General features: G+C 70.8%; 12 protein-coding genes and 1 tRNA gene. 6 read left to right on the top strand and 7 right to left on the bottom strand.

Annotated features, from left to right (window positions below):
- Positions 1–68: 68 nt before the first annotated feature.
- The 3 genes from ACIQMV_RS29290 to ACIQMV_RS29280 form a co-directional block, all read right to left on the bottom strand.
- Positions 69–142 (bottom strand) — tRNA-Pro (locus ACIQMV_RS29290).
- Positions 143–175: 33 nt separating this feature from the next.
- Entirely contained in the window at positions 176–952 is a 777-nt protein-coding gene (locus tag ACIQMV_RS29285; protein ID WP_402596320.1) for a Pr6Pr family membrane protein, read from the bottom strand.
- 193 nt (positions 953–1,145) lie between these two features.
- Positions 1,146–2,072, bottom strand: coding sequence for a metallophosphoesterase (locus tag ACIQMV_RS29280; protein ID WP_376504598.1), 927 nt, complete (start codon positions 2,070–2,072; stop codon positions 1,146–1,148).
- Positions 2,073–2,223: 151 nt separating this feature from the next.
- Between ACIQMV_RS29280 and ACIQMV_RS29275 the strand changes: the two genes are divergently transcribed.
- Positions 2,224–2,688, top strand: coding sequence for a GatB/YqeY domain-containing protein (locus tag ACIQMV_RS29275; RefSeq protein ID WP_141359669.1), 465 nt, complete (start codon positions 2,224–2,226; stop codon positions 2,686–2,688).
- A 129-nt stretch (positions 2,689–2,817) separates the two neighbouring features.
- Here the strand turns inward: ACIQMV_RS29275 and ACIQMV_RS29270 are convergent, their stop codons facing one another.
- Positions 2,818–5,067: a transglycosylase domain-containing protein gene (locus tag ACIQMV_RS29270; protein WP_402596319.1), complete on the bottom strand. Its 2,250-nt coding sequence runs from the start codon at positions 5,065–5,067 to the stop codon at positions 2,818–2,820.
- A gap of 640 nt (positions 5,068–5,707) precedes the next feature.
- Here ACIQMV_RS29270 and ACIQMV_RS29265 point away from each other — a divergent pair.
- Positions 5,708–6,046, top strand: a complete 339-nt coding sequence (locus ACIQMV_RS29265) for a WhiB family transcriptional regulator (protein WP_172632898.1) — start codon at positions 5,708–5,710, stop codon at positions 6,044–6,046.
- A gap of 122 nt (positions 6,047–6,168) precedes the next feature.
- On the opposite strand, the gene ACIQMV_RS29260 is transcribed toward ACIQMV_RS29265, so the two are convergent.
- The gene (locus ACIQMV_RS29260) at positions 6,169–7,545 is read right to left on the bottom strand and encodes an ArsA family ATPase (protein ID WP_402596318.1); all 1,377 of its coding nucleotides are present in this window, start codon (positions 7,543–7,545) and stop codon (positions 6,169–6,171) included.
- Positions 7,542–8,519 (bottom strand): ArsA family ATPase, encoded by a 978-nt coding sequence (locus ACIQMV_RS29255; RefSeq protein ID WP_402596317.1) that lies wholly within the window; start codon positions 8,517–8,519, stop codon positions 7,542–7,544. Before ACIQMV_RS29255 ends, ACIQMV_RS29260 begins: the two co-directional genes overlap by 4 nt.
- Before the next feature lie 106 nt (positions 8,520–8,625).
- Here ACIQMV_RS29255 and ACIQMV_RS29250 point away from each other — a divergent pair, with 106 nt between their 5' ends.
- The 4 genes from ACIQMV_RS29250 (at position 8,626) to ACIQMV_RS29235 (ending at position 11,060) form a co-directional block, all read left to right on the top strand.
- Positions 8,626–8,784, top strand: a complete 159-nt coding sequence (locus ACIQMV_RS29250; RefSeq protein ID WP_009189813.1) for a DUF4177 domain-containing protein — start codon at positions 8,626–8,628, stop codon at positions 8,782–8,784.
- Positions 8,781–9,245, top strand: a complete 465-nt coding sequence (locus tag ACIQMV_RS29245) for a RidA family protein (RefSeq protein ID WP_141359664.1) — start codon at positions 8,781–8,783, stop codon at positions 9,243–9,245. Before ACIQMV_RS29250 ends, ACIQMV_RS29245 begins: the two co-directional genes overlap by 4 nt.
- A gap of 71 nt (positions 9,246–9,316) precedes the next feature.
- Positions 9,317–10,186 carry an NUDIX hydrolase gene (locus tag ACIQMV_RS29240; protein WP_402596316.1) on the top strand — a complete coding sequence of 290 codons (870 nt, stop codon included), beginning with the start codon at positions 9,317–9,319 and terminating at the stop codon, positions 10,184–10,186.
- Positions 10,187–10,229: 43 nt separating this feature from the next.
- The gene (locus ACIQMV_RS29235) at positions 10,230–11,060 is read left to right on the top strand and encodes an MBL fold metallo-hydrolase (protein WP_141359662.1); all 831 of its coding nucleotides are present in this window, start codon (positions 10,230–10,232) and stop codon (positions 11,058–11,060) included.
- Positions 11,061–11,143: 83 nt separating this feature from the next.
- On the opposite strand, the gene ACIQMV_RS29230 is transcribed toward ACIQMV_RS29235, so the two are convergent.
- On the bottom strand, positions 11,144–11,818 hold the full coding sequence (locus ACIQMV_RS29230; protein WP_100568471.1) for a Crp/Fnr family transcriptional regulator: 675 nt from the start codon (positions 11,816–11,818) through the stop codon (positions 11,144–11,146).
- Positions 11,819–11,880 lie beyond the last annotated feature (62 nt).

Raw genomic sequence — 11,880 nt, 5'->3', positions numbered from 1 at the left:
CCCCCTGTTTGGCCCCCGAGCACGACAGAGGCCCATTCGCGATCATGCGAATGGGCCTCTGACTAGCGTCGGGGTGGCGGGATTTGAACCCACGACCTCTTCGTCCCGAACGAAGCGCGCTGCCAAGCTGCGCCACACCCCGATGTCGCTGCTTGTCGCGGCGACGACGTTTACTTTAGCCCACCGGTGGCCAGAGGCGAAATCCGGTTCTGGCGCGGCGGCGGATCGGGTTCGGGCGGGTGTGGTCGACGGCTACGAGGAGGAGGGCCAGGGCGTAGAAGGCGAGGCCCAGGAGGAGGGCGCTGGCGAGGACGTGCTTGTAGCCGTGCTGGGAGACGTCCAGGAAGGGGTGGAGATAGCGGTCGGGGGCGTCGGCGGGGAGCAGTTCGCCGCGGGTGAGGGAGAAGGCCAGGTAGGCCAGCGGGTAGAGCAGCCACGGTGCGGCCTGGCGCAGGTGGAGGTGGTCGGGCACGGTGAGCAGGAGCCAGTCCAGGAGGGCGGCGATGGGGGCGGCCGTCAGCAGGATCACCGTGGCGGCCTTCTGCCAGAGCGGGTGGGTGCCGGGCTCGCCCGTGATCGAGAACGCCGGCGATGTGCGAGCCAGGAGCGCGTGGTGCACGAGCGCCGTGATCAGGGCGTAGAGCACGGTCGCTCCGGTCAGCGAGGCCGGCAGGGGCGGGCGGGCCGTCCGGGCCCTGCGGGCCGAGAAGAAGAGGACCAGGGCCAGGAGGATGTTGCTCTGGATCGCGAACACGCTCAGGACGCGGGCCGGGGAGCCGAGGTGCAGTTCCACGGCCACCGCGGCCGTGATCGCCGCGGCCGTGAGGAGACGGTAGGCCGCCGCTCCGAGGCGGCGGGCGGGCGGCACGACGGCGGTCGGGGGGACGAAGGAGGGGGGCATCAGCTTGACGATGCCCGGGATCGCGGGAAGCTCCGGTATGTCCCGAGGCATGAAAGGCGTCGGAGACGATATCTCCGGCACTTCGGGTGTTTCGGGGGTCTCGGCGGCCATGCCCTCACGGTAGAGAGGGTGGACATAGGGGGCGATTCGTGTAGTCCGTTTGGGTTACGTATTGCCGTGCGGTGAGAAACCGTCGCCGCCCGACGCCCGCCGTCGCCGCCCCTGGACCCGTACCGCTACCGCGTCACTCCCGCCCCACCAGCGTCAGCAGCGTCGCCTCCGGCGGGCAGGCGAAGCGGACCGGGGTGTAGCGGTTGGTGCCGCAGCCGGCGGAGACGTGCAGGTAGGACGTGCGGCCCTCGGCGGTGTGGGTGGACAGGCCCTTCACCCGGTCGGTGTCCAGGTCGCAGTTGGTGACCAGGGCGCCGTAGAAGGGGATGCAGAGCTGGCCGCCGTGGGTGTGGCCGGCCAGGACCAGGGGGTAGTCGTCGGCCGTGAAGGCGTCCAGGACGCGCAGGTACGGGGCGTGCACCACGCCCATCGAGAAGTCCGCCGCGGTGGACGGGCCGCCCGCCACCCTGGCGTAGCGGTCCCGCTTGATGTGCGGGTCGTCCAGGCCCGTCAGCTCCACCGAGAGGCCCTCGAGCTTCAGGGTGCCGCGCGTGTTCGTCAGGTTGAGCCAGCCGGCCGCGTCGAAGCCGTCCCGCAGGTCCTCCCACGGGTTGTGGATCACCCCGACGGCGGGCGCGTTGCCGTTCAGGCCGTGCCGGCCGCTGGTCTTCTCCAGCAGGTAGCGGGCGGGGTTGCGCAGCTTGGGACCGTAGTAGTCGTTGGAGCCGAAGACGTACGCCCCCGGGAACTCCATCAGCGGGCCGAGGGCGTCGAGAACCTCCGGCACGCCTTCCGGGTCGGACAGGTTGTCACCCGTGTTGATCACGAAGTCGGGGCGCAGCCCGGCGAGCGAGCGCAGCCAGCGCTGCTTCTTGCGCTGGCCGCCGACCATGTGGATGTCGGAGACCTGAAGGACGCGCAGGGGGCGCATGCCGGAGGGCAGGACCGGGACCGTCACCCGCCGCAGGCGGAAGGAGCGGGCTTCGAACCCCGCCGAGTAGAGGAGACCGGCGGCCGCGACCGCCGTGATGCCCAGGGGTACTCCGTATCGCGCGCGCATGTGTCCATCGTCTCAGGCCCATGCCGTGCGGCGGAAATCGCCCGTGGGCCGCCACGGCGCCAACGCGCGGGCCCCGCCCGGGGGTCGGCGTACCGCCGGGCTCCGTAAATCGGCGCGCGGGAGCCTTGCCGTACCTGCGACAATCAAACTCATGACCACGCTCAAGTCGAAGCTGCACGATGACCTCAACGCCGCGATCAAGGAGCGTGACGAGCTCCGCTCCTCGACGCTCCGGCTGACGCTCGCCGCGATCACCAAGGAGGAGGTCGCGGGCAAGGAGAAGCGTGAGCTCTCCGACGACGAGGTCCTCAAGGTGATCACCAAGGAGGCCAAGAAGCGCCGGGAGGCGGCCGAGGCCTTCGCGCAGGGTGGTCGCCCCGAGTCGGCCGAGCGGGAGAAGGCGGAGGGCGAGCTGCTCGCCGCGTACCTGCCCAAGCAGATGTCCGACGAGGAGCTGGACCGGATCGTCGCCCAGGCCGTGGAGGAGGCGAAGGCCGCCGGCGCGGAGGGGCCGCGGGCCATGGGCGCGGTCATGAAGATCGTGAACCCCCAGGTCGCGGGCCAGGCCGAGGGCGGCCGTGTCGCCGCCGCGGTCAAGAAGCTCCTGGCCGGCTGACCCGGCCGGTCCCCGGGGACGGACCCGGGTACGTACGACGAAGGGGCGCCGGCCATCCGCCGGCGCCCCTTCGCTGTGCTGAGGCGGAGGGCGGCGCCCCCGCCGCCCTCCCGTCAGGCCACCTGCCCGTCAGCCGTGGCCTCCTCCGTTGCCGTTGCCTCGCGGTCCGCCGTTCTGGCCCTGGAAGAAGCCCTCCGGGAGGGTGATGGACGGGTTCGGGAAGGGGCCACGGCCGTTGTTCCCCCCGTTGTCGCCGCCGTTCCCGTGCTCGTCTCCCCGGTCCCTGCCCTTGTGCTTGTCCTCTTCCTTCACGGGGTCCGGGATGTTCACGAGGTTGAAGGACGGGGCGTCCTTGCCCGCCAGCGCACCCGACATCATGTCGCGCCAGATCGGGCCGGGGACCTGGCCACCGAAGACCTTCGCATAGGGGGTGCCGCCGATGGTGATGTCGACCATGCGTCGCTGGTGCGCCGGGTCGCCGACCCAGACCGCGCCCGCCATGTTCGGCGTGTAGCCGACGAACCAGGCCGCGAAGCGGAAGTCCGTCGTACCTGTCTTGCCCGCGCTGGCACGGTCGCCGAGGCCGGCCTGTGTGCCCGTACCGTCCTCGACCACACCCTTCAGGAGCGTGTTGATCGTGTCGGCGGTGGTCTCCGACATCGCCCGGGAGCAGGTCGACTTCGGGACGGCGAGGGACTTCTTCTGGTTGCCGGTGGTCTGAGTGATCGACTCGATGGCGATCGGGGTGCAGTACGTGCCGCGGGAGGCGAACGTGGCGTACCCGCTCGCCATGGTCAGCGGCGACACCTCCTGGGTGCCGAGCGCGATCGACGGGTTCTGCTCGATCGGCGTGCCGTCCGCGCGCGCCACGCCCATCTTGTTGGCCATGTTCTTCACCGGGCAGATGCCGATGTCGCTGATCAGCTGCACGTAGTAGGTGTTGACCGACTTGGCGGTCGCCTCCTTCATGCCGTACGGGCCGACCTCCGTCTCGTTCTCGTTGGTGAGATCGGAGCCCTTCGTGTTCACCCAGTTCTTGCCGTCGCAGGCGGCGATCGGGCTCGGGTACGGCATCCGGTAGGGCGAGGAGTACTCCTGAGTCGCGGGCTTGCCGCCCTCGATGGCGGCCGCGGCCACGATCGGCTTGAACGTGGAACCGGGCTGGTAGCCGGCGCCACCGCCCATGGCCTTGTCCACCGAGAGGTTGATCTGGGTCTCGTTCTTGCCGAAGCCGTACGGACGGGACTGGCCCATGGCGAGGATCTTGCCGGTGCCGGGCTCGACGATGGTTGCGGCCGTGGCCACGGCGTCGCTCGCGTTGACGTGGTTGTGGACGGACTTCTCCAGGGAATCCTGCGCCTGAGGGTCGAGCGTCGTGCGGATCGTCAGACCACCGCGGTTCCAGATCTTCGCCCGGTCCGTCCGGGTCTTACCGAACACCGAGTCGTTCATGAACACTTCGCGGACGTAGTCGCAGAAGAAGCCCGCGCCCCTGATCGCCGTGATGCAGCCGTTGCGCGGCTGGGTGACCTTCAGGCCCAGCGGTTCCTTCTTGGCCTTGTCGGCCTCCGCCTGCGAGATGTCGCCGACACTGGCCATGCGCTGCAGGACGACGTTGCGCCGCTTGGTGGCCTCGGCCTCGTCGTTGACCGGGTCGTAGCGGCTCGGGGACTGGACGATGCCGGCGAGAAGCGCCGCCTCGGGCAGGGTCAGGTCCTTGGCGTGCTTGGAGAAGTAGCGCTGGGAGGCGGCCTCGACGCCGTAGGCCTGCTGGCCGAAGAACGTGATGTTCAGGTAGTTCTCGAGGATCTTCTTCTTACCCAGGTCCTGCTCGACCTGGATCGCGAACTTCAGTTCCTTGATCTTGCGGCCGATGGTCTGCTGGGTGGCCTCCGCGACCTTCGTCGGGTCGTCGCCGGCCTCCTCGACGAAGACGTTCTTCACGTACTGCTGGGTGAGTGTGGAGGCGCCCTCGGAGACCCCGCCGCTCTGCGCGTTCTTGTTGAGCGCGCGCAGCACGCCCTTCAGGTCGATCGCGCCGTGCTCGTAGAAGCGCGAGTCCTCGATCGCGACGAGCGCCTTCTGCATGTACGGCGAGATGTCCTTCAGCTGGACCACCGTACGGTCGCGGGAGTAGACCTGGGCGATCTGCCCGCCCTTGTTGTCCAGGATCGTGGTCCGCTGACTGAGCGGCGGACGCTTGAGATTGGCCGGGATGTCGTCGAACCCCGTGGCCGACCCCTTGGCGGCCAGGCCCAGCGCACCGGCCGCGGGCAGTGCGATGCCCGCCATCACGGCTCCCGCGAGCACACTGACACCGAGGAACTTGGCGGCCTGCTGCGTTGGCGACAGACCACCGCCCGAGCGCTTCTTTGGCATGGGGGCAGCCTAATCCGTAGTGATGTGCGATCCGACGGAGCGGGGCTCCTCGGAATGTTCGAATGCAGGATCGTGACATCCGGGGGCGTTCGTGCAGGCGACACCGCAATGCGCACGGTGACCTCCCGGACGCGGCACGCTGCCCCGGCTGTCGAACACGGCCCCCTGGTGCCGCGTGAGGCACGGCAACGTGAGGGGTCTACGTTCTCATTCGCCGGACACGCGTATATGCCTTGGCCTAAGCTGCTCTCGACTGTCACAGAGGTGCGGCCACGTATCCATACGTCCGGCGGCTCCGAAACGTTCCGGCTCCGTTCGACTTTTTTGGTCGGGTGGTCCGGGTGGTGTCGGGGCGCGCGGTCGGGGCGTGTGGGATACGTGCCTGAATTCACCCTGTGTGTCATCCGGTGTCCGTTGCCGCGCACCGTAACTGCCCTACTGTGCCGGGAATGTCGCGCATGTCGCCAGCTCACTCCCCCGGGTGATCTGCCGCTTACCCATAGTCCGTTCGGGCCATTCAAGATTGGGCCCGCTGGGGGTGTTGCGCCGTGCCCACCTTCCGTAACGTCCTCAACTGGCGGCGGTGAATATGCCGCTGCCGCCGTGGGGGAGCCTCGATTCGGGAGAGGACGGCGCCGGTATGGGCTGGGTAACCGACTGGAGTGCGCAGGCGGCCTGTCGCACTACCGATCCGGATGAACTGTTCGTTCAGGGAGCAGCGCAGAACAGGGCCAAGGCGGTGTGCACCGGATGCCCGGTTCGCACCGAATGTCTCGCCGACGCGCTCGACAACCGCGTCGAGTTCGGCGTCTGGGGGGGAATGACGGAGCGTGAGCGCCGCGCACTGCTGCGCCGGCGGCCGACCGTGACCTCCTGGCGCCGGCTGCTGGAGACCGCGCGCATGGAGTACGAGCGGGGCGCGGGACTGGTGTCCCTCGCCGACGACCAGGTGTACGAGGACTACGCGGCGGTCGGCTGAGCGGTGGGGCTGAGGCGTCGTCCTTCCTGGGCGGGCCGCGGTCGTCCGTGTGTTCGTGAGTCCGTGTGCCCGCGGTTGTCCAGCCGCGGGGAGGGACCGCGGAAGCCCCCGGCGGGCGCGCGTCAGGCGCCCGGCTCGGGCAGCTCGTGGCGGTGTTCCGCGAGCCGGTTTCCGATGTCCCGCAGTCCCACGAGGTCGTGCACATCCCCGGGCAGCGCGGCCACTTCGGCCACCGCCACCTCGGGATGCAGGGCCGTGAAGCGGTCACGCGTGCGCTGCTCACGGGAGAGCAGCTGCATGCGCTCGGCATGCAGCCTCAGCAGGCCCGCGGTGACCTGGTCGACGGACGGCTCCGGTTCGAAGTCGTCGTCGGCGGGCGCCTCGGGGTCCGCGGGAGGCGCACCGGAATCGGGATGAGCAGCGAGAGAGTCTGAACTGCCGTACGTTGCGGGAGAGTTACGAAGTCCAGCTTTCCCGTCCCGCTGATCCACAATGCGGGACTCCTCAAGATTTTCCGCGGCGGCGAGCGCCCGCTCGGCCGACAGGTCACCGGCACCGCTGCCGTGCACCCGGTTGAGCACCAGACCGGCCAGCGGCATCTTCTCCGCGGCCAGCCGCTCCACGAAGTACGCGGCCTCGCGCAGCGCGTCCCGCTCCGGGGCCGCGACCACCAGGAACGCGGTTCCCGGCGCCTGGAGCAGCTTGTACGTGGCGTCCGCGCGGGTACGGAAGCCGCCGAAGGTCGTGTCCATCGCGGCCACGAACGTCTGGACGTCCTTGAGCAGTTGACCGCCCAGCAGCTTGCCGAGCGTGCCGGTCATCATCGACATCCCGACGTTCAGGAACTTCATCCCCGCGCGCCCGCCCAGCTTCGCCGGGGCCGTCAGCAGCCGGATCAGCCGGCCGTCGAGGAAGGAACCGAGCCGCTTGGGCGCGTCCAGGAAGTCCAGGGCCGAGCGGGACGGCGGGGTGTCGACGACGATGAGGTCCCACTCGTCCCGGGCCCGCAGCTGGCCCAGCTTCTCCATCGCCATGTACTCCTGCGTGCCCGCGAAGCCGGCGGAGAGCGACTGGTAGAAGGGGTTGGCCAGGATCGCGGCCGCCCGCTCGGGGTCCGCGTGCGCCTCGACGACCTCGTCGAAGGTGCGCTTCATGTCGAGCATCATGGCGTGCAGCTCGCCCTCGCCCTCGGTGCCCTTCACCCGGCGCGGGACGTTGTCCAGGGAGTCGATGCCCATGGACTGGGCGAGCCGGCGGGCCGGGTCGATGGTCAGGACGACCACCTTGCGGCCGCGCTCGGCGGCGCGCAGGCCGAGCGCCGCCGCGGTGGTGGTCTTGCCGACCCCGCCCGAGCCGCAGCACACCACGATCCGCGTCGTCGGGTCGTCGAGCAGCGGGTCGACCTCGAGCGCGCGCGTGGGCGCCAGGTGACGGACACCGTCGTGCCCGGGGGCGGAGGTGCGCGTGGTCTCCCGCGCGGGTGCCGGGTCCGGGCTCATGACATCCCCTGCTTCCGCAGCTCGGTCGCCAGTTCGTACAGGCCCGCCAGGTCCATGCCCTCGGCGAGCAGCGGCAGTTCGTGCAGGGGCAGACCCAGCTCGCTCAGCACGGACCGCTGCTCCTCCTCCAGCGTGTAACGCTCGGCGTACTCCTCGGCCTGCTCCAGCAGCGGACCCACCAGCCGCTCGGCGTTCTGGCCGCGCCGCGCCCCGCCGAGCCCGGCGGAGGACAGCGACCGGGCGAGCGCGGTGCGCGACGCGGTCCGTACGAGTTCCAGGTCGCCCGCGTCCAGCACCTGCGGGCGCACCATGTTCACGATGATGCGCCCCACCGGCAGCCGGGCGGCGCGCAGTTCGGCGATGCCGTCGACGGTCTCCTGGACCGGCATCTCCTCCAGCAGCGTCACCAGGTGCACGGCGGTCTCGGGCGATTTCAGCACCCGCATCACCGCCTGGGCCTGATTGTGTATCGGGCCGATCTTCGCCAGGCCCGCCACCTCGTCGTTGACGTTGAGGAAGCGGGTGATGCGCCCGGTGGGCGGTGCGTCCATGATGACGTAGTCGTAGATGAATTGTCCGCCGCGATCCTTGCGCCGCACCGCCTCGCACGCCTTGCCGGTCAGTAGGACGTCTCTGAGTCCGGGCGCGATGGTGGTGGCGAAGTCGATCGCGCCGAGTTTCTTCAGGGCCCGGCCGGCACCGCCCAGTTTGTAGAACATCTGGAGGTAGTCCAGCAGGGCCAGTTCGGGGTCTATGGCCAGCGCGTACACCTCCCCGCCCCCGGGAGCGACGGCGATCTTCCGTTCCTCGTAGGGCAGCGCTTCCGTCTCGAAGAGCTGTGCGATGCCCTGCCGGCCCTCGACCTCGACGAGGAGCGTCCGCTTCCCCTCCGTGGCCAGGGCCAGCGCGAGAGCGGCGGCGACCGTCGTCTTTCCGGTCCCGCCCTTGCCGCTGACGACCTGGAGCCTGCTCACGTATTCGAGACTAACCAGTCCGCGCTCGGGTCACGCGGGAGGCTGTGGACAACCGGCGTCGTGGTCGGCCCGAGGCCCGCCGGCGGCAGCGGATACAGTCGGCCACATGACCAAGTGGGAATACGCAACCGTGCCGCTGCTCGTCCATGCCACGAAGCAGATTCTGGACACCTGGGGCGAGGACGGCTGGGAACTCGTCCAGGTCGTGCCCGGACCGAACCCCGAGCAGCTGGTGGCCTACCTGAAGCGGGAGAAGCAGGCATGAGCGCGGTCGAGGCGAGGCTGGCGGAGCTGGGTCTGAGGCTGCCGGAGGTCGTGCCGCCGCTGGCCGCCTACCAGCCCGCGGTGCGGTCCGGCGTGTACGTCTACACCGCCGGCCAGCTGCCGATGGTGGAGGGCAAGCTCCCGGTCACCGGCAAGGTGGGCCTGGAGGTCACGCCGGAGGAGGCCAAGGAACTGGCGCGCACCTGTGCGCTGAACGCCCTGGCGGCCGTCAAGTCCGTCGCGGGCGACCTGGACCGTGTCGCGCGCGTGGTGAAGGTCGTGGGCTTCGTCGCCTCGGCGTCGGACTTCACCGGGCAGCCGGGCGTCGTCAACGGCGCCAGCGAGCTGCTGGCCGAGGTCCTCGGTGACAAGGGCGTGCACGCGCGCAGCGCGGTCGGCGTGGCGGTGCTGCCGCTGGACGCGCCTGTCGAGGTGGAGATCCAGGTCGAGCTGGAGCCGTAGTCCGAGCCCGGAACCGGCTCTGACCTCGGCCACCTCTCGAACATTCGCTCACCACGGGATAGCCTCCGCCCATGGCGAATGGGCAGTGGTTTCCCCCGGAATGGCCGGACCGTATCCGCGCGCTCGCGGACGGCAGCCTGACACCGGTCACGCCGAAGCGCGCGGCCACCGTCATGCTCCTGAAGGAGACCGGTTCCGGCCCCGCGGTGCACATGCTGCGCAGACGCGCCTCCATGGCCTTCGCCGGAGGCGCGTACGCGTACCCGGGCGGTGGCGTCGACCCCCGTGACGACGACCACCACGTCCGCTGGGCGGGGCCCTCGCGCGCGTGGTGGGCCGACCGGCTCGGCGTCGACGAGAAGGCGGCCCAGGCGATCGTCTGCGCGGCCGTCCGCGAGACGTACGAGGAGGCCGGCGTCCTGCTCGCCGGACCCGGCGCGGACAGCGTCGTCGGTGACACCACGGGCGCCGACTGGGAGGCCGACCGTGCCGCCCTGGTCGCCCGTGAGCTGTCGTTCGCCGAGTTCCTGGACCGCCGGGGCCTGGTCCTGCGCTCGGACCTGCTGGGGGCCTGGACCCGCTGGATCACCCCCGAGTTCGAGTCCCGCCGCTACGACACCTGGTTCTTCGTGGCCGCGCTGCCCGAGGGCCAGCGCACCCGGAACGCCTCCACGGAGGCCGACCGCACGGTGTGGATCGCGCCCGCGGAGGCGGCGGCCGCGTACGACCGGGGCGAGCTGCTGATGATGCCGCCCACCATCGCCACCCTGCGCCAGCTGATGCCCTGCGGCAGCCCCGCCGAGGCGCTCACCGCCGCACGGTCCCGCGATCTGACCCCCGTGCTCGCGCGGGCCCGCCTGGTGGACGGCGAGGTGGTCCTGACCTGGCCGGGGCATGACGAGTTCACCCAGCACATCCCGAGCGGCACGGCCCGCGCGTGAGCCGCCGCTCCCGCCCCGCCGACGTCGAGGAAGGCCCTCTCGCATGACGGACGCAGCAGCGCTCCCCGGTCAGCCCCGGGGCGGTGTACTGGCCGGCCCCGCCACCGCGCGGGCCGTCAACGTCCTCGCGCCCAACGCGTCCCCCATGACCCTGGACGGCACCAACACCTGGATCGTCTCGGAGCCCGACTCCGACCTGGCCGTGGTGGTCGACCCCGGGCCGCTGGACGAGGGTCACCTGGCCCAGGTGGTCGCCACCGCCGAGGAGGCGGGCAAGCGGATCGCGCTGACCCTGCTGACGCACGGCCACCCCGACCACGCCGAGGGTGCCGCCCGCTTCGCCGAGCTGACCCGCACGCGCGTGCGTGCGCTCGATCCGGCCCTGCGGCTGGGCGACGAGGGCCTGGGCGCGGGTGACGTGATCAAGGTGGGCGGGCTGGAGCTGAGAGTCGTACCGACCCCCGGCCACACCGCCGACTCCCTCTGCTTCCACCTGCCGGCCGACCGCGCCGTGCTCACCGGCGACACGATCCTGGGCCGGGGCACGACCGTCGTCGCGCACCCCGACGGCCGTCTGGGCGACTACCTGGACTCGCTGCGGCGGCTCAGGTCCCTCACGGTCGACGACGGCGTCCACACGGTCCTGCCCGGCCACGGACCCGTCCTGGAGGACGCCCAGGGCGCCGTCGAGTTCTACCTCGCCCACCGGGCCCACCGGCTCGCCCAGGTCGAGACGGCCGTCGAGTCCGGCCACCGGACCCCGTCCCAGGTCGTCGCGCACGTGTACGCCGACGTGGACCGCTCCCTGTGGCCCGCGGCCGAGCTCTCGGTGCGCGCCCAGCTGGAGTACCTCCGGGAGCACGGCCTCATCTGACGGCCGGCGACGAGCCCCGTCTCGCTGCCGACGACGAGGGCCCCGTCCCGGCCGGGAACGGGGCCCACAGGACCGCGGACGGGTCAGCGCGAGCGCTTCGCCAGGCGCTCCACGTCCAGCAGGATCACCGCGCGGGCCTCCAGGCGGAGCCAGCCGCGCTGGGCGAAGTCGGCCAGGGCCTTGTTCACGGTCTCGCGGGAGGCGCCGACCAGCTGGGCCAGCTCCTCCTGGGTGAGGTCGTGCACCACGTGGATGCCCTCCTCGGACTGCACGCCGAAGCGGCGGGAGAGGTCCAGCAGCGCACGGGCGACACGGCCCGGGACGTCGGAGAAGACCAGGTCCGACATCTGGTCGTTGGTCTTGCGCAGGCGCCGGGCCACGGCGCGCAGCAGGGCGCCGGCCACCTCGGGCCGCACGTTCAGCCAGGGCTGGAGGTCGCCGTGGCCGAGGGCCAGCATCTTGACCTCGGTCAGCGCGGTCGCGGTCGCGGTGCGCGGGCCAGGGTCGAACAGCGACAGCTCGCCGATGAGCTCGCCGGGGCCCACGACGGCCAGCATGTTCTCGCGGCCGTCCGGGGACGTGCGGTGCAGCTTGACCTTGCCCTCGGTGACCACGTAGAGCCGGTCGCCCGGGTCGCCCTCGTGGAACAACGAGTCGCCTCGTGCGAGTGTCACCTCCGTCATGGAGGCGCGGAGCTCCGCGGCCTGCTCGTCGTCGAGCGCCGCGAAGAGCGGATTGCGCCGCAGAACGTCGTCCACGAGTTCTCTCCTTGTCGACCTGCTCAGAGGATCTTGCTCCCCCGTGTGCCAGGGGTCCGTGT

The sequence above is a fragment of the Streptomyces sp. NPDC091412 genome, from assembly GCF_044756885.1.
Classification (GTDB): Bacteria; Actinomycetota; Actinomycetes; order Streptomycetales; family Streptomycetaceae; genus Streptomyces.
The sequence above is the reverse complement of the archived record's forward strand: the minus strand, read 5'-3'. Positions and strand labels throughout refer to the sequence as shown.